The organism is Pseudomonas sp. TE12508 (genome assembly GCF_056279485.1).
Genome location: NZ_JBWCCN010000009.1, coordinates 210899 through 234324 on the forward strand (window position 1 = coordinate 210899; position 23426 = coordinate 234324).

Consider the following 23426-nt stretch of genomic DNA (forward strand, 5'->3'; position numbering starts at 1 on the left):
ATGCACCTGCTCAGGACCCAGCCCGGCGGTTTCGTGTCGGATGACAACATCGCCGACCTTGGACAAACTCCCGCCGAGCTGGTGATCCTGTGCAGCGGCGATTCCAGCCTGGCGTTGCTTGCCGAAGCGGCGCAGCAGTTGCCCGACGATTACCCGAGCGTACGCCTGGCCAACCCGATGCAGGTGCAGAATCACGCCTCGGTCGATCTCTACGTCGACGAAGTGCTGCGCCACGCCAAGGTGATTCTGATCTCGCTGCACGGCGGCATCGCCTATTGGCGTTATGGCATTGAGCGTCTGGTGGAGTTGTCCGAGCGCGGCGTGCAGTTGATTCTGGTGCCGGGGGATGATCGCCCGGACCCGGAACTCAGTGACCTGAGCACCGTAGCCGCGCAAGACCGCGATCGGCTCTGGCACTTCCTGCGTCAGGGCGGCATGGCCAACGCACTCGACCTGTTTCGCTGCCTCGCCAATCGCTGGCTGGATCGCGACTACTCATGGTCCGAGCCGCAAACCCTGCCACGCACGGCGATTTACCACCCGCACAAAAGCCCCGCTGAGTTGAGCGATTGGCAAGCCGACTGGCAAGCTGATCAGCCGGTGGCGGCGGTGCTGTTTTACCGCTCGCATTTGCAGGCGGCGAACACTGGTTTCATCGATATTTTCTGCCAGCGTTTGCAGGCGGCGGGGTTGAACCCATTGCCGATTGCGCTGGCCAGTTTGAAAGAGCCCGGCTGCCTGACGGTGGTCGAGGACTTGCTGGATGAAGTCGAGGCGGGGGTGATTCTCAACACCACCGGTTTCGCCCAATCCAGCCCCGAAGCGCCACATCTTCGACCGTTTCGCCGCAATATTCCGGTGATCCAGGCGATCTGCGCCCAGGACAATGAACCCGGTTGGCGCGCCAGCGAACAAGGCCTCGGCCCCCGCGACCTGGCGATGCACATCGCACTGCCGGAGCTGGACGGGCGGATCATCAGTCGGCCGATCAGCTTCAAGGATCTGGCCTGGCGCAGTGAGCGCAGTCAGTCCGACGTGGTCTGCTACCGGCCGCAACCTGAGCGCATGGATTTTGTCGCCGAACTGGCGCGGCGCTGGATCGATCTGGCGCGAGTGCCCAACGGCGAAAAACGCATCGCCCTGATCCTCGCTAACTACCCGACTCGCGATGGGCGCATCGGCAACGGCGTCGGCCTCGATACTCCGGCTGCGGCATTGAACATCCTCCGTGCCCTGCACGCCGAAGGTTATCCGCTGCCGGCCGAGTTGCCGGACAGCGGCACCGCGCTGATCCAGCAATTGCTCGGCGGCGTCAGCAATGACCTCGACACCCTCGACCAGCGTCCCTGTCATCAAAGCCTCGCGCTGGACGACTACTACCTGATGTTCAACGCCTTGCCCGAGGCCAATCGCCAAGCCGTGCTGGAACGTTGGGGCTCGCCCGAAAGCGATCCAATGTTCCGTGGCGGACGAATGATGATTGCCGGTCTGCGCTTCGGCCTGACCTTTGTTGGCATTCAACCGGCCCGGGGTTATCAGGTTGACCCGAGCGCGGTCTATCACGACCCCGACCTGGTGCCGCCTCACGGTTATCTGGCGTTCTACTTCTGGTTGCGCAACACCTACGGCGCTCACGGCGTGATCCATGTGGGCAAGCACGGCAACCTCGAATGGCTGCCGGGCAAAGGCGTCGGGCTGTCGGAAAACTGCTGGCCGGATGCGTTGCTCGGGCCGCTGCCGAACATCTATCCGTTCATCGTCAACGACCCGGGCGAGGGCGCCCAGGCCAAACGCCGTACGCAGGCTGTGATCATCGATCACCTGATGCCACCGCTGACCCGCGCCGAAACCTACGGTCCGCTGCGCAATCTCGAATTGTTGGCCGACGAATATTACGAAGCGCAATTGCTCGATCCACGCCGCGCCCGGGAACTGCAGCGCGATATTCTGCAACTGGTGCGCGACACGCACATCGACCGTGAACTGCAACTGGACGAGAAGCTCGACAGCGATGCCGATGCGGCGATCTGGTTGCCGCGTCTGGATACGTACCTGTGCGACTTGAAGGAGTCACAGATCCGCGATGGCCTGCACGTGTTTGGCGAGTCGCCAGCGGGGCGGTTGCGCATCGACACCTTATTGGCCTTGCTGCGTATTCCTCGCGGCGATGGACGAGGGGCGCAATCGAGCTTGCTGCGGGCGCTGGCCAAGGCGTTTGTGTTGGGTTTCGATCCGCTGGATTGCGTTTTGGCCGAGACCTGGAGCGGACCTCGACCGGAGGCATTGCTGTCGGTCAGCGATGAACTTTGGCGTACGGCGGGGGATACCCGTGAACGTCTGGAGCTGTTCGCCGCGCAGCTGATTGAACAGACTTTGAGTCCCGAGGTCGAGCTACTGAACCATCCTCAAGCCATGCCCGGCCGCGGCGGGAGCAAGCTCCCTCGCCACAAAGGCCCGCTCCCACAGGAGGCAGGTTGGTCTGAAGTGAACGCCATCATCGACAGCCTGCGCGAAGTCGTTGCCCCACGTCTGGACGCCTGCGGCCCAGCGGAAATGCGCGGCCTGCTGGACGCCCTCAGTGGTCGATTCGTCCCGGCCGGGCCTAGCGGCGCGCCGAGTCGCGGCCGTCTGGACGTGCTGCCCACCGGGCGCAATTTCTATTCGGTGGATGTGCGCAACCTGCCGACCACCACCGCGTGGCGCATCGGCTTCCAGTCCGCGAACCTGATTCTTGAGCGGCACTTGCAGGACCACGGCGATCACTTGCGGCAGCTCGGTCTGTCGGTCTGGGGCACCGCGACCATGCGCACCGGCGGCGATGACATCGCCCAGGCCATGGCGCTGATGGGCGTGCGTCCGGTCTGGGCGACTGGCAGTCAACGGGTCGACGACTTCGAAATTCTGCCGTTGAGTTTGCTGGACCGCCCACGGGTGGACGTGACCTTGCGCGTCTCCGGATTTTTCCGCGATGCCTTTGCCAACCTGATCCGGCTGTTTGACGCCGCCGTGCAAGCGGTCGCCGCGCTGGATGAACCGGATGATCTCAACCCGTTGGCGGCCAAGGTCCGCGCTGAGCGGCAAGCGCTGCTGGAGTCCGGTCTGGATGAAGACGCTGCGCGGCGGCAAGCCGGCTGGCGCATCTTCGGGGCCAAACCGGGTGCTTACGGAGCAGGCGTGCAGGGCGCCATCGACGGTCGTCTGTGGCAAAGCCGCGACGACCTGGCCGAGGTTTACCTGAACTGGGGAGGCTACGCTTACGGCGGCTCTGACGAAGGCACCGCCGCCCGCGAACAGTTCGCCCAACGTCTGAGCCAGGTGCAGGCGGTGCTGCAAAACCAGGACAACCGCGAACACGACTTGCTCGATTCCAACGACTATTACCAGTTCCAGGGAGGCATGCTGGCGGCTGTCGAAAGCCTTAGCGGTGAAGTGGCGGCGAGCTATCATGGCGACCACAGTCAGCCGGACTTGCCGAAGATTCGCACGTTGAAGGAAGAGCTGAACCGGGTGATCCGTTCCCGAGCGGCCAATCCGAAATGGATCGACGGGGTCAAGCGTCATGGCTATAAAGGCGCGTTCGAACTGGCGGCGACGGTCGATAACCTGTTTGCGTTCGACGCCACCACGCAGTTGATCGACGACCACCAATATGCGTTGCTGGCGGATGCCTATTTGCTCGATCCAGCGACCCGGGAGTTTGTCCGCGAACACAATCCCCATGCCTTGCGCGACATGACCGAACGCATGCTGGAAGCGCAGCAGCGGGGGATGTGGAAAGAACCGGGTGAGTACCGCGAGGCGCTGGAGAATTTGTTGCTGGACATAGAAGAAGACGGGTAACCAAGAGACGGATCGTTCCCACGCGCAGCAAAGGAATGCAGCCCGGGACGCTCCGCGTCCCTTCCAGAGCCGAACGCGGAGCGTCCGTTGAGGCATTCCCACGCAGAGCGTGGGAACGATCACACCACCGACCACAATGAGTAATGCCACATGACCGACACCCCCCATTTCCCGCTCTCCGCCGTGGTCGGCGCCGATGACTTGAAGCTCGCGCTGTACCTGACCGCCATCGATCCAAAAATCGGTGGCGTACTGATCGAAGGCCCGCGCGGCATGGCCAAATCCACCCTGGCCCGGGGTTTGGCGGACCTGTTGGCCAGCGGTCAATTCGTCACCTTGCCCCTGGGTGCCACCGAAGAACGGCTGGTGGGCACCCTCGATCTGGACGCGGCCCTGAGCGAGGGTCGCGCACAGTTTTCCCCCGGCGTACTGGCCAAGGCCGACGGCGGCGTGTTGTATGTCGATGAAGTCAATCTGCTGCCCGATCACCTCGTGGACTTGCTGCTCGACGTCGCCGCCAGCGGCACCAACCTGATCGAGCGCGACGGGATTTCCCATCGGCATTCGGCGAAGTTTGTGCTGATCGGCACCATGAACCCCGAAGAGGGCGAGCTGCGTCCGCAATTGCTCGACCGCTTTGGTTTGAATGTCGCCCTCAGTGGCCACACCGCACCCGCCGAGCGCGGTCAGATCATCCGTCGTCGACTGGATTTCGACAGCGACCCGCAAGGGTTCTGCGCCGAGTGGGAAAGCCAGCAACACGCACTGCGCGAGCGCTGCCAAAAGGCGCGCTCGGCACTGGCGAACATTCCCCTCGACGATGCCGCGCTGGCGCAGATCACCGAGCGCTGCTTTGCTGCCGGCGTCGATGGCCTGCGAGCCGATCTGGTCTGGCTACGTGCAGCTCGGGCTCATGCGGCCTGGCGCGGAGCGAATGCCATTGGCGAAGAAGATATCGACGCGGTCGCCGAGTTTGCCTTGCGCCATCGTCGTCGCGAACAATCGCCACCGGCGCCGCACCAATCACCCGCAGCACAGCCCTCCAATCAGAACCCCAACCCGAGCGAAGGTCAGGGCCAGTGGGGCGAAATGCCCGCCCAGGCGCTGCCGGTCGGCGCACGACGTGAAGTACCGAGCTGGCCAAAAAAGCCCTAGGCATTCGCCCTCGATCGGACGCGGGGGCGAATGCCAGACCCCGTGCAGGACGGCTGGATCACGGTAAACAGGGCAAGCGTCACGCAGCCCTGAGCGGATCGATCAATTGGCCCGGCACCTTGCTCAATGGTCGACCGCGTCAACGCGACGATGTGCTGTTTCATCTGCGCACCCGCAGCCCTCATGAATTATGGCTGGTGATCGTCGATGCCTCGGCCTCGACCCGGCGTCATCAAGCGTTGAGCGATGCCAAGGGCTTGTTGGCGCAACTGTTCGACGATGCCTATCGACAGCGTGCGCGCTTGGCGTTGCTGACCGCCAGCGGCCATGTGCCGAAGTGGCAGGTGCAAGGTTTGAAAGCCTCCGCTGGCTTGCGCGACTGGCTCGACGGGCTCGGGGCCGGCGGCGGTACGCCGATGCTGGCGGCGCTGGGCGAGGCGGGGCGCTGGTTGGCGGCTCGGCAAAAACGTTTTCCGGCAGAGCAGCAACGGCTGTTGTTGGTGACGGATGGACGACTGAAGGAATGGTCGGCGTTGCCGGCGCTGGATTGCCCCGGGCTGCTGATCGACATCGAGCGCGGGCCGATTCATCTTGGCCGGGCCAAGGTGTTGGCAGCACAGCTGCAGGTTGATTATCGACATATCGATGAGCTGATTTCAGGTTGAGTTTTGTGCTGACAGTATTGACCCCATCGCGAGCAGGCTCGCTCCCACATTGGAATGCGTTTCTCTGTGGGAGCGAGCCTGCTCGCGATGGCATCACTTGGGTGTTGGATAATCATGTTTACCCCGCATCGCTGCCCTATGCTCTGTAAGCAAGCCAATCACAGGAGTGACCCATGCGCGTTCTAGCCCGCAACGATCAGGACGATTTCCGCGTCAAAGCCTACGCTGGCACCAACGGCGTGTTGCTGGCGATCGACCTGGCCGAACACCGTCGCAAAGGCCTGCTGGGTTTCGCCATCGAAAAACAGCAAGGCAACAAACCCTGGCTGTTTCTGTTCAACAGCCTGACCTTCCCCGGCAAGGCTCATACGTTCCCCCAGTTTCACGCCACCCCCAGCGATACCGCGCCGTTGCAGAAATTTCGCTGGGCCGATTACGCGGTCAATCCGGGCGTGACGATCCATTATCGGGTTCACCTGGCCTACGGCACCGCCGATGCGCCGCAGCTGGGTGAGTTTCTGGAAGTGACGCTCACCACCGACAATGGTCTTCCAGCGGGCCAGAACGTTATTTTCAACCGGGCGGTGGCCGCGAGTCAGGCCTTCCAGCGCAAATTCGCCGACCTCGATGCGCAGCTCAGCGCCAACAAGAAACTGCCCATCGAAGAATGGCCCGACGCTCCACGGCAATGGCTGGAAAATGGTCTGCTCGCACGTTTGCTGGGGTTCATCGAACGGGCCGAGGATGGCCGGTGGGCGCTGGACATCGCGATCTATGAATACCAGTTGCAGGTGATCGTCGATGCGGTGAACGCTGCGTTTGAGCGCGGCGTAAAGGTTCGGGTTTTGTACCACGCCCAGCCGGACGAAGACACCACGGCGCTGAACGAAGCCAGCCTGGAAAAAATTCCGGCAGCGAACAAGCGCGGGCGGGTCACTCACAACATTTTTCACAACAAGTTCATGGTCCTGAGCCGGCTCGACGCAGCGGGGCAGCATCGGCCCGAAGCGGTACTGTGTGGCAGCACCAATTTCACCGCCAACGGCGTTTATCGTCAGGCCAACGTGGTGCATGTACTGGACGACGCCCGGATCGGCGCCAGTTATCTGCAAACCTTCGAACAGGTCTGGGCCGCGCCGGCAGATGTCGGCGCCACCCGGGAATGGCTCACGGAAAACAATCCGATGCAGCCGGAGCAGGCGCTGTTCGCCGGCTTCTCCCCGCGCTCGGGCCAGGGCGACTTGCGTGAGTTCGTCGAAATCATCAACGCCGCCAAAAAAGACCTGCTGTTTGTCACGGCGTTTGCCTTGCCGGACGAAGTGCTCAACGCATTGCTCGGCCTGCCCCACGACGACATCTTGCGTTACGGCCTGCAAAACACCGTCAGCAGCATCACCGGTTTCCACGCTGATCGCACCGCTCAATTTGCCGCCACCGCGCTGCTCAATACCGGCCTGGAAGGCTGGCTCAAGGAAAACATGAAAGGCCAGAAGGGCAGACTGCTGGTGCATACCAAAGCCATCGTTGTCGACTTCACCAGCGACGCACCGACGATCATCAGCGGCAGCCACAACCTGAGTGAGGCGGCCAGTAACGGCAATGATGAGAACTTCCTGATCATCCGTGGCAACACCGACCTAGCCGATCGTTACGGGCTGGAACTGCTGCGTTTTTACGAGCATTACCGGTTCCGCTACTTCGCAAAAAAACTACAACTCAAACAGGTCCGGCCGTTGGCGCCGGATGACAGCTGGACCGATGACTATTACCGCGAGGGCGATCTGCGCATGTTGTCGCGGTTGCGCTTTGCCGGACGATAAACAGCCCGGCGGGCTAATGCTGGTCACGGAACCTGTGGGAGCGGGCTTGCTGTGGTGAGGGGGCTTGCCCCCGTTGGACTGCGTAGCAGTCCCGGAGCTTCTGGTTTTGGGGCCGCTCCGCGACCCAACGGGGGCAAGCCCCCTCGCCACAGCAGGCTCGCTCCCACAGGTTTGATCTTCGGTTATTTGCCCATCGCCTGGCGGTACTGACGGGTACGCCGAGCGATGTACAACTGGTCAAGGATCAATGCCCATACCGCCGAGACTTGCGGTATAGGCTTGCGCCCGCGGCTCAATCGATGGAGCTGAAACTTCACCACGGCCATGTTTGCCAGCGCCGCCAGAGGTTTGCGTTTCCAGCGAATCGGTGGCAACTGCGGGTGGCTGTTCTGGCCTTCACGCCAGCGTTTGACCAGGTTCGGTTCGATGGCCATTGCCGTGCCGATGCCGGCCATGGCGATACCGCTGTCGAGCACTTGTTCGACGATCGCCAACCGCCGTATTCCGCCGGTTACCATGACCGGCATGCTCGCCACACTGGCCAGTTCGCCGGCCATTTCCAGAAAGTACGCTTCTCGCGCCAGGGTTCGACCGTCGCGCGCCTCGCCTTGCATGGCCGGGGCTTCGTAGCTACCGCCAGAGAGCTCCAGCAGATCGATCTGCTGGGCATTGAGCCACTGGATCACTTGCCGGGCGTCGTCGGCATCGAAACCGCCACGTTGGAAGTCCGCGGAGTTGAGCTTCACCGCCACGCAAAATTGCGGCGACACGGACTTGCGAACAGCCCTGAGCACTTCCAGCAGCAGGCGCGCACGATTTTCCAGAGAACCGCCCCAGCGGTCGGTGCGGCGATTGGTCAATGGCGAGAGAAACTGGCTGATCAGATACCCGTGCGCAGCATGGATCTGCACCCCGGTAAAACCGGCCTTTTCCGCCAGGGCGGCGCTGGTGGCGAAGCGTTGAATGACCTCTGCAATGTCGTTCTCGCTCATGGGTTTGGGTTTGGCAAACATCTTCGAAAACCCGCCCAGATCCAGCGCGACCGCCGAAGGTGCCCAGGCTTGCTGGCCGAGGTTGGCCATGGTTTGGCGGCCGGGATGATTGAGTTGCACCCAGAACTGCGCGCCACCGGCCCGGCCGATGGTTGCCCACTGACGAAAGTGTTCGAGGTGTCTCTCGTCTTCCAGCACCACGCCACCGGGGCCGGTCATGGCGCGGCGGTCGATCATCACGTTGCCGCTCAGCAACAACCCGGCTTCGCCGTCGGCCCAGGCTTGATACAGCCGAAACAACTCGCTGGAAGGCGCCTGCCCGGTATCGGCGAGGTTCTCTTCCATCGCGGCTTTGGCGATACGATTGCCGATGGTCTGGCCGTTGGGCAAATTCAACGCTTGGAAGGGCGACATGCTTGACTCCTCATCAGTGAAGCGTAGAGGCTAAGCTTAAAGTTAACTTTAATGTCAAGCGTGCAAACGAGGCCGTGATGAAGATTGGTGAATTGGCGCAACAGAGCGGGTTGAACGCCTCGCGCATTCGTTTTTACGAGGCTCAGGGCCTGATCCGTCAGGTCGAGCGGCAGGCCAACGGCTATCGGCGTTACCCGCCGCAAGTGTTGCAAACCCTGAAAATCATCCAGTGCGCCCAGCAGGCCGGTTTCACTCTCGAAGAGCTGAAGTTGCTGCTACCGGATGCCACGACGGGTGAGGTCAATCACGACGAACTGGTGGCGAGCCTTGGGCGCAAGGTCGAACAGATCGAAGCGATGCAACTGCACTTGGCCCAGAGCAAGGCGCAGTTGCTGGAGGTGATCGAGAGCATCCAGGCGCGGCCCGAGGGCATGGGGTGCGGTGCGAATGCCGAGCGGGTGCTGGCGTCGCTCAAGCAATAGTTCTGATGGCTGCCCAGGATCAAGAGCAAAAGCTTCGCGAGCAAGCCCACAGTTGACCGGGTTGTCCGGATAGACACGGTCTAAATGTGGGAGCGGGCTTGCTCGCGAAGGCGATCGCCCGGACGACTCAAAAATGACTCATGAAACGCATATTCAGCAGCTCCCGCGCCCGAGGCGCGGTGCATAAAGTGCTGAGGGTTTTCTGCAACCACGGCAAGTCATGGTGAGGTTTGCGGGCAACCTGTTTGGGCCTGAGCTTGCCGATGTGTTTTTTGAAATTTTCTTCCAGGGTTTCCCGAGTCCCGATGCCCTTGAGCTTCTTCAGCAACTTCCCCTCCTTGTAGAACAACACAGTGGGTGTGCCAGTGACATCCGGATGCCTGGGGGACTCGCTCGTACTTAGCATGTAGACCTGTGCGTGATCCTTATACTGCTCGGCAATCGTGCGGAAAACCGGCTCGGCCATTTCGCAGGCGTAACAGTTTTTATCGCCGAAATACAGGATCACCGGGCGCCAGGTTTTCAGGGCTTTGCGATAGGCCGGAGCCAGCGTTGATGGGTTAATCATCGAACTCATTGAAATCTCCTTTTCAAAGACAATCGAAGGCCTGTTGACGTTAAAGGAGGCGAGCAGGTGGGTCTACTGTCAGAAATTACAGGTAGGGCTCTGCTTCATTTTGAATCGCTATGGCTTCAGATGTGGTGCAAGTACTCGAGCGTTGTGTCCCACGGTAGCGTTCTCTTATTTGTGCGTTTCGTAACGCCTTCTCGCGCTCACGCGCATCCATCTGATTCAAAACACTTTCCAGACTCCCCAAGATTCCGCCCACATCCTGTGGCACACTTTCTGCTGTCTATTCCGTTGTTACATACCATGTTCCGGTATAGCGGAATAAACACAACTCTGGAGTGCTTGCCATGCATCGCCGACCTTCTTTGTTTAAAGCGTGTGTTTTTCTGTTCGCGGCTTCGGCCGCTGTCATGGGTGCCGCTCAAGCGGCTGACAGCAAACTCGACAGCGTGCTGGCCCGTGGGAAATTGATCGTGGGCACGGGCAGTACCAATGCGCCGTGGCACTTCCAGGGCGCGGATGGCAAGTTGCAGGGTTTTGATATTGATATCGCGCGGATGGTGGCCAAAGGGTTGTTCAACGACCCGAGCAAAGTCGAGTTTGTGGTGCAGTCGTCCGATGCGCGGATTCCGAATCTGCTGACCGACAAGGTCGACATGAGTTGCCAGTTCATCACCGTGACCGCCAGCCGTGCGCAGCAAGTGGCATTCACCCTGCCGTACTACCGCGAAGGCGTCGGCCTGTTGTTGCCGGCCAACAGCAAGTACAAGGAAATTGACGACCTGAAGGCCGCCGGCGATGGCGTTATCGTGGCGGTGCTGCAGAACGTGTACGCCGAAGAACTGGTGCATCAGGCGTTGCCCAAGGCCAAGGTCGATCAGTACGACAGCGTGGATTTGATGTATCAGGCCGTGAACTCCGGTCGCGCCGACGCAGCGGCCACCGATCAGTCGTCGGTGAAATACCTGATGGTGCAGAACCCTGGTCGCTATCGCAGCCCGGCTTATGCGTGGAGCCCGCAAACCTACTCCTGTGCAGTCAAGCGCGGCGATCAGGACTGGTTGAACTTCGTTAACACCGTGCTGCATGAAGGCATGACCGGTGTTGAGTTCCCGACGTATGCGGCGTCGTTCAAGCAGTGGTTCGGTGTAGACCTGCCGACCCCAGCCATCGGTTTCCCCGCTGAATTCAAATGATCCCGTGAGAGCGGGGCGGTTTTAAATCGCCCCGTTCAAGGTACTGCTGACCATGAACTATCAGTTGAATTTTGCCGCCGTCTGGCGCGACTTCGACACCTTGCTGGCGGGGCTCGGTCTGGGCCTTGAGCTGGCGCTGGTGTCGATCGCCATCGGCTGCGTGATCGGCCTGCTGATGGCGTTTGCATTGCTGTCAAAGCACCGCGCATTGCGGGTGCTGGCGTCGGTGTATGTGACGGTGATCCGTAATACGCCGATCCTGGTGTTGATCCTGTTGATCTACTTCGCGTTGCCGAGCTTAGGGGTTCGGCTGGACAAGATCCCGTCGTTCATCATCACCCTGTCGCTGTATGCCGGGGCGTACCTGACCGAAGTGTTCCGCGGCGGGTTGTTGAGCATTCCCAAGGGGCTACGTGAAGCCGGCCTGGCGATCGGGCTCGGTGAGTGGCAGGTCAAGGCGTACATCACCGTGCCGGTGATGCTGCGCAATGTGCTGCCGGCCCTGTCGAACAACTTCATTTCGCTGTTCAAGGACACCTCGCTGGCGGCGGCGATTGCCGTGCCGGAGCTGACCTATTACGCGCGCAAGATCAATGTCGAGAGCTACCGGGTGATTGAAACCTGGCTGGTGACCACAGCGCTCTATGTTGCGGCCTGTTACCTCATTGCCATGATGCTGCGTTACCTCGAGCAGCGTCTGGCGATTCGCCGATAGGAGCCCCCATGTACGAATCCCCCAGTTGGTTGCATGAGTTATGGGTGGCGCGGGAAGTCCTTTGGCAAGGCTTTCTGACCAGTGTGCAGTGCTCGGCGCTGGCGATTTTACTGGGCACGCTGGTCGGCATCGTTGCAGGTCTGGTGCTCACCTACGGCACGTTCTGGATGCGCGCGCCGTTCCGGTTTTACGTCGACATCATTCGCGGCACGCCGGTGTTTGTATTGGTGTTGGCCTGCTTTTACATGGCGCCGGCATTGGGCTGGCAAATCAGCGCATTCGGCGCCGGTACCTTGGGGCTGACGCTGTTTTGCGGCTCCCACGTTGCGGAGATTGTGCGCGGTGCATTGCAAGCGCTGCCCAGTGGCCAGATGGAAGCGAGCAAGGCCATCGGCCTGACGTTTTACCAGGCGCTGGGCTACGTGTTGTTGCCCCAGGCGTTGCGGCAGATCTTGCCGACCTGGGTCAACTCGTCCACCGAGATCGTCAAGGCCTCGACGCTGTTGTCGGTGATCGGTGTTGCCGAGTTGCTGCTCAGCACCCAGCAGATCATCGCCCGGACGTTCATGACCCTGGAGTTTTACCTGTTCGCCGGTTTGCTCTTTTTCGTCATCAACTACGCCATCGAATTATTCGGCCGGCACATTGAAAAGCGGGTGGCTTTGCCATGATACAAGCTCAAGTTTCGACACAGGATCAAGCGCTGCTGGACATCCGCGGCCTGCACAAACAATACGGCCAGCTCGAAGTGCTCAAGGGCGTCGACCTGACGATGCAGCGTGGCAACGTGGTCACGCTGATCGGCTCCAGCGGCTCGGGCAAGACCACGCTGCTGCGCTGCGTGAACATGCTCGAAGAGTTCCAGGGTGGGCAGATTCTGCTCGATGGCGAATCCATCGGCTATCACGAGGTCAACGGCAAGCGCGTGCGTCATCCGGAAAAAGTCATCGCCCGCCATCGCGCCATGACTGGCATGGCGTTCCAGCAATTCAATCTGTTCCCGCACCTCACCGCGCTGCAGAACGTCACCCTCGGTTTGCTCAAGGTCAAAAAGTTGCACAAGGATGAAGCCGTGGCGCTGGCGGAAAAATGGCTGGAGCGGGTTGGCCTGCTGGAACGTCGCGATCATTACCCCGGTCAGTTGTCTGGCGGCCAGCAACAGCGCGTGGCGATTGCCCGGGCGATTGCGATGAACCCGAGCCTGATGCTGTTCGATGAAGTCACCTCGGCCCTAGACCCGGAGCTGGTGGGCGAAGTGCTGAACGTGATCAAGGGCTTGGCCGAGGACGGCATGACCATGCTGCTGGTGACCCACGAAATGCGCTTTGCCTTCGAGGTGTCGGACAAGATCGTGTTCATGAATCAAGGGCGGATCGAAGAGCAGGGGCCGCCCAAGGAACTGTTCGAACGCCCACAGTCGCCGCGTCTGGCGGAATTTCTCAAGAACACCCGTTTTTAACGTTTTCAATCAGGAGAAACACTCATGAGCATTACTCGTTACGGCACCGGTAGTACGGCCGGTGGCGGCCAGCCCCGTCCTTTCGCCCGCGCCGTCGAAGCCGATGGCTGGCTGCACGTGTCCGGCCAGGTGCCGGCGCTGGATGGCGAAATTATTGTGGGCGGTATTGTCGAGCAGACTCACCAGACCATGAAAAACCTGATCGCGATTCTGGAGGAGGCCGGTTACGGGCTCGAAGACGTGGTCCGTACCGGCGTGTGGCTGGAAGATCCGCGGGATTTCTGGAGTTTCAACAAGGTGTTCTCCGAGTACTTCAAAAGCGAACACGCACCGGCGAGGGCCTGCGTGCAGGCGAACATGATGGTCGACTGCAAGGTCGAGATTGATTGCATCGCGTACAAGAAAAAGGCCTGAGCCTAATGATCGTTCCCACGCTCCGCGTGGGAATGCAGCCCGGGACGCTCCGCGTCCCAATGCGGACGCAGAGCGTCCATTGAGGCATTCCCACGCAGAGCGTGGGAACGATCATTAGCGGTAAACTCCCGGCGACTTTGAATGGGAACCACTGAAATGACCGAAGACACCATCAAGCGCCGGGCTCGCGGTCTGGACCGGGCGTTCGACATTCTCGATTTCCTCAAGGAAATCGGCCAGCCCCTGCGCCCGAATGAAATCGCCAGCGGCATCGGCAGCCCGAAATCCACGGTCTACGAACTGGTCGCCTCCTTGTTGGAACGGCGCATTCTTGAACCTGTGGGCAAGGACGGTCACGTTTACCTCGGTCGTCAGCTGTACTTCCTCGGGCAGGCGCATTTGCGCCATTTCGACCTGGCCCGCGAGGCCGATCATGCCTTGCAGGAAATCGTCAGCCAGACCCGTGAAACCGCGCAGATGTGCCTGCTCAACGGGCGCAAATATACCGTGGCGTTGATGAAAGAAGGCGAGCGGCATTTCCGCATTTCCTCGGACATCGGCGAGAACGCGCCAATCCCCTGGACCGCTTCCGGGCGCTTGCTGCTGGCGCACCTGAGCGATCAGCAGATTGTCGACTTGATCGACCCGGACGACTTCATCCTGCCCGACGGCGAACGTTTGCCGCTGGAGCGGTTTCTCGAGGAAATTCGCCAGGCCGGTATCGATGGGTTCTTTTCCTTCGATAGCGTCGCTGACACCTTTACCCATTGCTTCGCCGCCCCGGTCAAAGACCCGAACGGCGTGGCCATCGCCACCCTGTGCATTGTCGCCCCACGGGCCGATGCAAAGAACAATTACAACGACTATCGTCGGGTGCTGATCGACAGTGCCAACAGTCTCGCCCGGCGTATCAACGAATAACAGCGGCTGCCTGCGGCCGCGAGTGTGAGGAGATCGACCATGTATTCCGCCAAAAATACTGCCGCCGTGGAAAAGGGCTTTGCCCACACTGGCGCCAACCTGGTACGCGACGTCAGCCTGCCGGCGCTGGTGCTGCACCGCGAAGCGCTGGAACACAACATTCGCTGGATGCAGGATTTTGTCAGTAACAGCGGCGCGGAACTGGCGCCCCACGGCAAAACCAGCATGACCCCGGCGCTGTTTCGCCGCCAACTGGACGCCGGTGCCTGGGGCATTACTCTGGCCAGCGCCACGCAAACCCGCGCGGCTTACGCCCATGGCGTGCATCGGGTGCTGATGGCCAACCAATTGATCGGCACGCCGAACATGGCGCTGATCGCTGATCTGTTGGCAGACCCGACCTTCGATTTCTATTGCATGGTCGATCATCCGGATAACGTCGCGGACCTCGGCGCGTATTTCGCCTCGCGCGGGGTGCGCTTGAACGTGATGATCGAGTACGGCGTGGTCGGCGGGCGTTGCGGTTGCCGCACCGAAGCCGAAGTGCTGGCGCTGGCCAAGGCGATTGCGGCGCAACCGGCATTGGCGCTGACCGGAATCGAGGGCTACGAAGGGGTGATTCACGGCGATCACGCGGTGAGCGGCATCCGTGCGTTCGCTGATTCTTTGGTGCGCCTGGCGGTGCAATTGCAGGACAGCGGCGCGTTCGCCATTGCCAAGCCGATCATCACGGCGTCGGGTTCGGCTTGGTACGACCTGATCGCCGAGTCTTTCGAAGCGCAGAACGCCGGCGGGCGCTTCCTCAGCGTGCTGCGGCCTGGCAGCTACGTCGCTCACGACCATGGCATCTACAAAGAAGCGCAATGCTGCGTGCTCGACCGTCGCAGCGACCTGCACGAAGGTTTGCGTCCGGCGCTGGAAGTCTGGGCGCATGTGCAGTCGTTGCCTGAACCGGGTTTTGCGGTGATCGCCCTGGGCAAACGCGACGTCGCCTATGACGCCGGTTTGCCGGTGCCGTTGCTGCGTTACAAGGCCGGTGTGGTGCCAGCGGTCGGCGAGGATGTGAGTGCCTGCAAGGTGACGGCGGTGATGGACCAGCACGCGTTCATGACTGTGGCGCCGGGGGTTGAGTTGCGGGTGGGCGATATCATTTCGTTCGGTACTTCGCACCCGTGCCTGACGTTCGACAAATGGCGCATCGGGTGTCTGGTGGATGAGCAACTGAATGTCATCGAAACCATGGAAACCTGTTTTTAAGGATCCATACCGAGGTCGGCCATCGCGAGCAGGCTCGCTCCCACAATGGAATGCGTTTTCCCTGTGGGAGCGAGCCTGCTCGCGATGGGGCCCTATCAGACAACACAGAAACGCCTGAGGCCCACAATATGAACAGCATCAGCCCCCTCGGCCCCAACACCCCACGCATCGCCCTGATCGGCGAATGCATGATCGAATTGCAGCAGCGCACCGATGGCACGCTGCAACAAAGCTTCGGCGGCGATACCCTGAACACGGCGGTCTACCTGGCCCGTGAGCTGGGCGATGGCGGCACGGTGGATTACGTCACCGCCTTGGGCGATGACAGTTTCAGCGATGCGATGTGCCAGAGCTGGGCCAGTGAAAATATCGGGCTGGACATGGTCCAGCGTTTGCCCGGTCGCCTGCCTGGCCTGTATTGCATCCAGACCGATGCGGCCGGCGAGCGGCGTTTTCTCTACTGGCGCAACGAAGCGGCAGTGCGCGATTGCTTTACCACACCGGCCGCCGCGCCGATCCTGGCGGCGCTGCCGGATTACGACGTGTTGTATTTCAGCGGCATCACCCTGGCGGTGCTCGGTGTGCAAGGGCGGGAAAAACTGCTGGAAACCCTGATCGAAGCCCGGCAACGGGATGCGCGGATCGTGTTCGACAACAATTATCGACCACGCTTGTGGGCTTCGATTGAAGAGGCACGGGCGGCTTATCGCAGTGTTCTGCCCTATATCGACCTGGCGTTGTTGACGTTTGACGATGAGCAGGCGCTGTTCCACTTTTCCGATTGCGCGGCGGTGTTTGCCGCGTACGAGCAGATGGGCACGCCGGAAGTGGTGCTCAAGCGCGGGGCCGAGGCGTGTCTGATTCACTGCGATGGAGAGTCGTTCGAAGTGCCTGCGCAGGTGGTCGAGCGGGTGGTGGACACCACGGCGGCGGGGGATTCGTTCAGTGCGGCGTATTTGGCGTGTCGGCTCAAGGGTGGCAGCCCGGTCGAGGCTGCCGAGGCCGGGCATCGGTTGGCGAGTCGGGTGATTCAGGTGCCGGGGGCACTCATACCCAAAGATTGAAATGCAATGCCTGTGGTTGTTGCGATTTTGTGGCGAGGGGGCTTGTCGGAATGCCGCATCACCCCGTTCGGCTGCGAAGCAGTCGTAAATCCTGCGCATTCGGTGTGTCAGGTAGATCAAGGTCACAGGTTTGGGGCGGCTTCGCCACCCAACGGGGGCAAGCCCCCTCGCCACAGGGCCCTAAAGCCAAGCCCATCAATCCCTATAAAACACCTGCACCAGGTGATAGCCGAACTTGCTCTTGATCGGCCCATGCACCACCCGCAGTGGTTTTTTGAAGATCACCGCATCGATCACGCCGACCATCTGCCCGGGCCGTACTTCGCCCAGGTCGCCGCCGCGTTTGCCGGACGGGCACGTGGAGTATTTCTTGGCCAGCACATCGAAGGCTTCGCCCTTGGCGATGCGTTGTTTGAGCTGCTCGGCTTCTTCCGAGGTTTTCACCAGAATATGGCGGGCTTGGGCTTTCATTGGCAGTACCTTGCAACGGTGGTGGCTATGTTGGTGCCAGCGTGGGGCGCGCGATTATGCCTTAACTCAGTCCGCTTGGCCGATCATCGTGCGAATCTTGTTGGCCAACAGGTCAATGGAAAAAGGTTTGGCCACCATGTCCATCCCTTCCTCCAGAAACCCCTGGCGTTCGGCGGCTTTCTCCGCATAACCGGTCATGAACAGCACCTTCAGATCCGGGCGATGCTGACGCGCGATTTCTGCCAGTTGCCGACCATTCATGCCCGGCAGCCCGACATCGGTCACCAGCAGATCGACCCGCAGGTCGGATTCAAGCAAGGGCAGGGCGGCCTTCGCGTCTTCGGCTTCATGGGCGTGATAACCCAGTTCATTGAGCAGATCGAGCACCAGCATGCGCACCGCCGGATCGTCTTCCACCAACACCACCGTTTCACCGGCCACCGCTGCCGGAGTTTCGCCGGTGAGCGGCTCCAGAGTGTGCTCCGGCACCGCGACGTGCAGGCGTGGCAAATACAGACGAACGCTAGTGCCCTGGCCTGGCAAGCTGTGAAGGCTGACATGCCCGCCCGACTGCTGGGCGAAACCATAGATCATCGACAGTCCAAGGCCGGTGCCCTGACCGATGGGTTTAGTGGTGAAAAACGGGTCGAAGGCCTTGGCCAACACTGACGGTGTCATGCCGGCGCCATTGTCGCTAACGGCGATCATCAGGTAATCCCCGGCCGTGACCGGTTCCAGGGGGGTGATGTCGCTACCGTCAAGATGAACGTTGGCGGTTTCGATCAGCAGCTCGCCACCTTCGGGCATCGCATCCCGGGCATTGATCACGAGGTTGAGCAAGGCGTTTTCCAGTTGGCTGACGTCAGTGCTGACGGGCCAGACTTCATCGGCCAGTTGCATTTTGAGCTCGATATGGTCGCCCTTGGTGCGGCGGAACAAATCTTCCAGGGAGTGCACCAGCTGGTTGGCATTCAGCGGCTTGCGATCCAGCGACTGACGCCGGGAGAACGCCAGCAGGCGATGGGTCAGGGCGGCAGCGCGGTGGGCCGAGGACACCGCGGCTTCGGTGAAGCGACCGATCTCGGCGGCACGCCCGTCGGCGATGTAGCGCTGCATCAAATCGAGGCTGCCGATGATCCCGGTGAGCATGTTGTTGAAGTCATGGGCGATGCCGCCGGTGAGCTGTCCCACCGCTTCCATTTTCTGCGCATGCCGCAAGGCGTCTTCGGCGCGCTCGCGCTCGAACATCTCGTTCTGCAGCCGCTGGTTGGCTTCGGCCAGTTGTTGAGTGCGGGCGCTGACGCGTTCTTCAAGGGTTTCGTTGAGATTGCGCAGGGCTTCTTCGGTCTGTTTGCGCTCGGTTTCGTCGATCACGAAAATGTAAAAACCATTGACCGCGCCGTCCGCGCCATGACGCGGCAGGTAGTTCATCAGGGCCTGGCGGGTGCTGCCATCGCGGTGCGCGGCGCTGATGCTGAAACTGCAGGCCTTGCCTTTCAGCGCTTCGGCAATGTATTCGGCGCGCAGGGCATAGGCTTCGTCGCCCAGCACTTCACGGACGGTGCGGCCGTAAAGCTCTTGGGGCGTCAGGCCGTACCATTCCAGGTAGGCGGCATTGTTGAGGCGAAAACGCTCCTCGCTGTCGACGTAACTGATCAGTATCGGCATGGCGTTGATGATCAGTTGCAGCTCGGTCTGGCTCTGGCGCAAGGCCTGTTCGATGTGTTTGCGTTCGGTCAGGTCGAGTGCGGCGCCAAGGAAACGGATCGGCCGGCCATGATGATCCTTGTAGCAGCGGCCTCGGGCAAACACCCAGCGCAATTGGCCGTCGGGCTGCAGCAAGCGATATTCCTCGGCGTACTCGCTGCCATGGGTGATGCAGTGCTTGATGCTGCGGGCAATCATCGCCCGGTCTTCCGGGTGTACGCCGTGGAGGTATTCGCTGATGGGCAACTGGCTGGCCATGGCCGGATCGACGCCATGCAATTGCGCGAAGTGGGCATCGGCGATGAAACGGTCTTCGCCAATGTCCCAGTCCCAGGTGCCGACGGCATCGGTGGCGGCCAGCGCCAGTTGCAGGCGCTGTTCGGTTTCGTGCTGGGCCTTGAGGCTGGCGGCGGAGCGTTGTTCGAGTTCCAGGGCGATGCGGCGGCGTTCGTTGGTTTCGATGGCCGTGACCAGAATCCCGGCGACCTCGGCACTTTCATTGCGAATGGGGCTGTAGGTCAAATCCAGCCAGAAGTCGGAATCTCGCCCGTCGCGCTGCAAGGTAAAGCGCTGCTCGCTGTAGGTCCGCACCTGGCCCTGTAGGACGGCGCTGTAAATCGGGTCAGTGAAGTCTTTAAGTTCTGGCCAGATCAGGTGCGTCGGTTGTCCGAAAGCGTGAGGGTGCTTGCTGCCGGCGAGGAAGGCGAAGCCGTCGTTGTAGATCTGGGTGAGCTGCGGGCCCCACAGCAACAGCATCGGCATTGGCGAGTGAATCACAATGTCCACGGCGGTGCGCAGGCTCTGCGGCCAGTGATCAGCGGCGCCCAGCGGGTTGTTTGTCCAGTCCAGTCGGGCAATCAAGGCCTGGGCGTCACTGGCGGTCGGTGGTGCGTTCATTGCAATGTCCTGCGTGTCAGTCGGTGTGGCGGCGTCTACTATCCTTGCATGGCGGTAGACGCTGGATGATCCGTTTGGGGTCATTTTTTCAATTGAATGCTTCGCGGGTGTTTTTTGCCATGGAAATCGATGCACTGTTGCAAATTCTGGCCAGCCGCAATGGCTCCGATCTTTACCTTTCCACGGGCGCGCCACCCAGCGCGAAATTTGACGGTGTGCTCAAAGCCCTGGCCGAGCAACCGTTCAAGCCCGGAGAAATCGCAGCCATTGCCGCGTCCATCATGGACGCCGAACAGCGCCTGGAGTTCGATCGCGAACTGGAAATGAACCTGGCGCTTTCCCTGGCCGGGGTCGGACGCTTTCGGCTCAATATCTTCAAGCAGCGCAATGATGTGTCGATCGTGGCGCGCAATATCAAACTCGACATTCCACGCTTCGAAGACCTCAAGCTGCCACCGGTGTTGCTCGAAACCGTGATGCTCAAACAGGGGCTGATATTGTTCGTCGGCTCGACCGGTTCGGGCAAGTCGACTTCGTTGGCGGCGCTGATCGATTACCGCAACCGTCACAGCAGCGGCCATATCATCACCATCGAAGACCCGGTCGAGTTTATCCATCGGCACAAGAAGTCGATCATCAACCAGCGTGAGGTCGGCGTAGACACCCGCAGTTTTCATGCGGCGTTGAAAAATACCCTGCGCCAGGCGCCGGACGTGGTGCTGATCGGCGAGATCCGCGATCGCGAGACTATGGAACACGCGTTGGCGTTTGCCGATACCGGTCATCTGGTCATTTCCACTTTGCATGCGCACAACGCCAATCAGGCACTGGACCGGGTGATTAACTTCTTTCCCGAAGAACGCCGGGCGCAACTGCTCCATGACCTGGGCAATAACCTCAAGGCCTTTGTTTCCCAGCGTTTGGTGCGTACCCGGGATGGGCAGCGCCGGGCGGCGGTGGAAGTGATGCTGGGAACGCCAACCATCGGTGACCTGATCCGGCGCAATGAGCTTGGCGAGCTCAAGGGGATTATGGAGAAGTCGTCAGAAGCGGGAATGCAGACCTTTGATGGTGCGCTGTTCGGGCTGTTTGCCGAGGGCGCGATTGATGAGGCAGAGGCATTGAAGCATGCAGATTCGGTGAACAACTTGCGTCTGCGCCTGAAAATGCACGCCGAGGCCACGCCTGGGCCCCATGCACCGCCGGGGGAATGGGGATTAGTGGACTGAAGGGGCCGCCGCAGATCAAAAATGTGGGAGCGAGCCTGTGTGGCGAGGGGGCTTGCCCCCGTTCGGCTGCGTAGCAGTCGCAAATCGGACGACGCGGTTTCACTGAAGCACCACATCCACTGGTTTTGGGAGCGCTCCGCACTCCAACGGGGGCAAGCCCCCTCGCCACATAAGCTCGCTCCCACAGTGGATCTACGTTTCAGTCGCTCAGTTCGGGGCGGTCGCGAAACTGCTCCAATGCCTCGGGATTGGCCAGTGCATCGGTGTTTTTCACCTTCTGGCCATGCACCACATTCCTTACCGCCAGCTCGACCACCTTGCCACTGATGGTTCGCGGTATATCCGTCACCGCGACAATCTTCGCCGGCACATGCCGCGGCGTGGTGTTGGCGCGGATAACCTGGCGAATCTGTTGTTGCAGCGCTTCGTCCAGCTCGACACCATCACGCAACTTCACAAACAGCACCACCCGCACGTCATCCTGCCATTGCTGGCCGATGGCGACGCTGTCCAGCACCTGCGGGATTTTCTCCACCTGACGATAGATTTCCGCCGTGCCGATGCGCACGCCACCGGGGTTGAGCACGGCATCGGAACGCCCGTGGATCAACATGCCACCGTGGGGCAGTTGTTCGGCGTAATCGCCCTGGGCCCAGACACCGGGGAACAGGCTGAAATAGGACTTTCGTAGCTTCTCCCCATCAGGGTCATGCCACAAACCGATGGGCATGGCCGGAAAATGCCGGGTGCACACCAGCTCGCCTTTTTCCCCGATCACAGGCGTACCGGCGTCGTTCCAGACTTCCACCGCCATGCCCAGGCCCTTGCACTGCATTTCGCCACGACGCACCGGCAGCACCGGGTTACCGATCACAAAGCACGAAACGATGTCGGTGCCGCCGGACATTGAGGACAGGCACAGGTCGGACTTGAACGCGCGATAGACGTAATCGAAGCTTTGCGGGGATAGCGCGGATCCGGTGGACAACACGGTTTTCAGGCTGCTCAGGTCATGACTGTCGCAGGGCTTCAGGCCATTGCTTTCCAGCGCGGTGAGGAACTTGGGGCTGGTGCCGAAGACGTTGATGCGTTCGTCGTCTATCAGGTCGATCAAACGCTCCGGGCCTGGATGAAATGGCGAGCCGTCGTACAGCACCACGGCGCTGTCGACGGCCAGGGCCGAGACCAGCCAGTTCCACATCATCCAGCCGCATGTGGTGTAGTAGAACAAACGGTCGCCGGGGCCAAGATCGGTATGCAGCCCATGTTCCTTGACGTGTTGCAGCAGTACGCCGCCGGTGCTGTGAACAATGCATTTCGGCACGCCGGTGGTGCCGCTGGAATAGAGGATGTACAGCGGATGAGCGAAGGGCACGGGAATGAATTGCGGCTCGCCGCCCGGGTCGTAGAAATCGTCCCATAGCGTCACGTTGGCCTGGCTGCGGAAGTCCTCTATACGCGCCTGGGGTCGTGCATAAGGCACAACGATCAACTGCTGCAAGGACGGCAGTTGCCCGAGGATTTCGTTGACCTTGGCGGTCTGGTCAATCTCTTTGCCGGCGTAGCGGTAGCCGGCGCAGGTGATCAGCACTTTCGGCTCGATCTGGCCGAAACGGTCGATCACCCCATGAGTACCGAAATCTGGCGAGGAACAAGACCAGATCGCACCCAGACTGGTGGTGGCGAGCATGGCCACCAATGTTTGCCAGGTGTTCGGCATGCACGCGGCCACGCGGTCGCCGAGGCCGACACCGGCGGCTTTCAGGCCGTTTTGAAAGCCGGCGACATGGCTCGCCAGTTCGGCCCAGGTCAGTTGTTCCCGTTGGCCGTTTTCGCCAATGGCCACCACCGCCACGGCATCGTCGCGACGGCGCAGCAAGTGCTCGGCGAAGTTCAGCGTGGCGCCGGGGAACCACTGGGCGCTGGGCATTTGTGCGCCCTCTATCAGCACCGCGTCTGGCTGATCGTGAAAACGGATGTCGAAGAAATCGACGATGGCCTGCCAGAAAGCTTCGCGTTGATCGATGCTCCACTGGTGCAGGGCAGGGTAGTCGGCGATCTCAAGGGCATGTCGCTGATTGACGAAGCGCCGGAAGGCCTCCATGCGGGATTTGCCGATGCGCTCGGTGCCGGGTTGCCAGAGGATGTCGGACATGG

The 23426-nt window shown here is 60.9% G+C and carries 19 protein-coding genes; 14 read left to right on the plus strand and 5 right to left on the minus strand.

Annotation, left to right across the window (positions count from 1 at the left end):
- The 4 genes from cobN (at window position 1) to ACZ9IM_RS14920 (ending at window position 7480) form a co-directional block, all read left to right on the plus strand.
- On the plus strand, window positions 1-3840 hold the full coding sequence (cobN, locus tag ACZ9IM_RS14905) for a cobaltochelatase subunit CobN (protein WP_476224322.1): 3840 nt from the start codon (window positions 1-3) through the stop codon (window positions 3838-3840).
- A gap of 150 nt (window positions 3841-3990) precedes the next feature.
- On the plus strand, window positions 3991-4995 hold the full coding sequence (locus ACZ9IM_RS14910) for a magnesium chelatase ATPase subunit I (RefSeq protein ID WP_476224323.1): 1005 nt from the start codon (window positions 3991-3993) through the stop codon (window positions 4993-4995).
- 119 nt (window positions 4996-5114) lie between these two features.
- Window positions 5115-5660 (plus strand): vWA domain-containing protein, encoded by a 546-nt coding sequence (locus ACZ9IM_RS14915; RefSeq protein ID WP_476224324.1) that lies wholly within the window; start codon window positions 5115-5117, stop codon window positions 5658-5660.
- A 173-nt stretch (window positions 5661-5833) separates the two neighbouring features.
- Window positions 5834-7480 carry a phospholipase D-like domain-containing protein gene (locus tag ACZ9IM_RS14920; protein WP_476224325.1) on the plus strand — a complete coding sequence of 549 codons (1647 nt, stop codon included), beginning with the start codon at window positions 5834-5836 and terminating at the stop codon, window positions 7478-7480.
- Between the two features lie 182 nt (window positions 7481-7662).
- Here the strand turns inward: ACZ9IM_RS14920 and ACZ9IM_RS14925 are convergent, their stop codons facing one another.
- On the minus strand, window positions 7663-8886 hold the full coding sequence (locus ACZ9IM_RS14925) for an NADH:flavin oxidoreductase/NADH oxidase family protein (RefSeq protein WP_476224326.1): 1224 nt from the start codon (window positions 8884-8886) through the stop codon (window positions 7663-7665).
- 77 nt (window positions 8887-8963) lie between these two features.
- Between ACZ9IM_RS14925 and ACZ9IM_RS14930 the strand changes: the two genes are divergently transcribed.
- Window positions 8964-9368: a MerR family transcriptional regulator gene (locus ACZ9IM_RS14930; RefSeq protein WP_008066914.1), complete on the plus strand. Its 405-nt coding sequence runs from the start codon at window positions 8964-8966 to the stop codon at window positions 9366-9368.
- A gap of 127 nt (window positions 9369-9495) precedes the next feature.
- Here ACZ9IM_RS14930 and ACZ9IM_RS14935 read toward each other — a convergent pair whose 3' ends face one another.
- Window positions 9496-9945: a thioredoxin family protein gene (locus tag ACZ9IM_RS14935; protein WP_476224327.1), complete on the minus strand. Its 450-nt coding sequence runs from the start codon at window positions 9943-9945 to the stop codon at window positions 9496-9498.
- A 341-nt stretch (window positions 9946-10286) separates the two neighbouring features.
- Between ACZ9IM_RS14935 and ACZ9IM_RS14940 the strand changes: the two genes are divergently transcribed.
- The 8 genes from ACZ9IM_RS14940 to ACZ9IM_RS14975 all read left to right on the plus strand — a co-directional run bounded on the left by ACZ9IM_RS14940 (window position 10287) and on the right by ACZ9IM_RS14975 (window position 16965).
- Window positions 10287-11135, plus strand: coding sequence for a transporter substrate-binding domain-containing protein (locus ACZ9IM_RS14940; RefSeq protein ID WP_476224328.1), 849 nt, complete (start codon window positions 10287-10289; stop codon window positions 11133-11135).
- 52 nt (window positions 11136-11187) lie between these two features.
- On the plus strand, window positions 11188-11850 hold the full coding sequence (locus ACZ9IM_RS14945) for an amino acid ABC transporter permease (RefSeq protein WP_429426386.1): 663 nt from the start codon (window positions 11188-11190) through the stop codon (window positions 11848-11850).
- A gap of 8 nt (window positions 11851-11858) precedes the next feature.
- On the plus strand, window positions 11859-12521 hold the full coding sequence (locus ACZ9IM_RS14950; protein ID WP_476224329.1) for an amino acid ABC transporter permease: 663 nt from the start codon (window positions 11859-11861) through the stop codon (window positions 12519-12521).
- The gene (locus tag ACZ9IM_RS14955) at window positions 12518-13309 is read left to right on the plus strand and encodes an amino acid ABC transporter ATP-binding protein (protein ID WP_476224330.1); all 792 of its coding nucleotides are present in this window, start codon (window positions 12518-12520) and stop codon (window positions 13307-13309) included. The genes ACZ9IM_RS14950 and ACZ9IM_RS14955 overlap by 4 nt, the downstream gene beginning before the upstream one ends.
- Before the next feature lie 24 nt (window positions 13310-13333).
- On the plus strand, window positions 13334-13723 hold the full coding sequence (locus tag ACZ9IM_RS14960) for a RidA family protein (protein ID WP_007898265.1): 390 nt from the start codon (window positions 13334-13336) through the stop codon (window positions 13721-13723).
- 156 nt (window positions 13724-13879) lie between these two features.
- Complete coding sequence (locus ACZ9IM_RS14965) at window positions 13880-14644, plus strand: IclR family transcriptional regulator (RefSeq protein ID WP_476224352.1); 765 nt, start codon at window positions 13880-13882, stop codon at window positions 14642-14644.
- A gap of 39 nt (window positions 14645-14683) precedes the next feature.
- Window positions 14684-15901, plus strand: a complete 1218-nt coding sequence (locus tag ACZ9IM_RS14970) for an amino acid deaminase (RefSeq protein ID WP_427623180.1) — start codon at window positions 14684-14686, stop codon at window positions 15899-15901.
- Window positions 15902-16029: 128 nt separating this feature from the next.
- Entirely contained in the window at window positions 16030-16965 is a 936-nt protein-coding gene (locus ACZ9IM_RS14975; RefSeq protein WP_476224331.1) for a sugar kinase, read from the plus strand.
- Between the two features lie 195 nt (window positions 16966-17160).
- On the opposite strand, the gene ACZ9IM_RS14980 is transcribed toward ACZ9IM_RS14975, so the two are convergent.
- Window positions 17161-17436 carry a peptidylprolyl isomerase gene (locus ACZ9IM_RS14980; protein ID WP_007898282.1) on the minus strand — a complete coding sequence of 92 codons (276 nt, stop codon included), beginning with the start codon at window positions 17434-17436 and terminating at the stop codon, window positions 17161-17163.
- A 66-nt stretch (window positions 17437-17502) separates the two neighbouring features.
- Window positions 17503-20040, minus strand: coding sequence for a PAS domain-containing hybrid sensor histidine kinase/response regulator (locus ACZ9IM_RS14985; protein ID WP_476224332.1), 2538 nt, complete (start codon window positions 20038-20040; stop codon window positions 17503-17505).
- Between the two features lie 119 nt (window positions 20041-20159).
- Here ACZ9IM_RS14985 and ACZ9IM_RS14990 point away from each other — a divergent pair, with 119 nt between their 5' ends.
- Window positions 20160-21269, plus strand: a complete 1110-nt coding sequence (locus ACZ9IM_RS14990) for a PilT/PilU family type 4a pilus ATPase (protein WP_192343754.1) — start codon at window positions 20160-20162, stop codon at window positions 21267-21269.
- Window positions 21270-21468: 199 nt separating this feature from the next.
- Here ACZ9IM_RS14990 and ACZ9IM_RS14995 read toward each other — a convergent pair whose 3' ends face one another.
- Window positions 21469-23424 (minus strand): acetoacetate--CoA ligase, encoded by a 1956-nt coding sequence (locus tag ACZ9IM_RS14995; RefSeq protein WP_476224333.1) that lies wholly within the window; start codon window positions 23422-23424, stop codon window positions 21469-21471.
- Window positions 23425-23426: the final 2 nt, after the last annotated feature.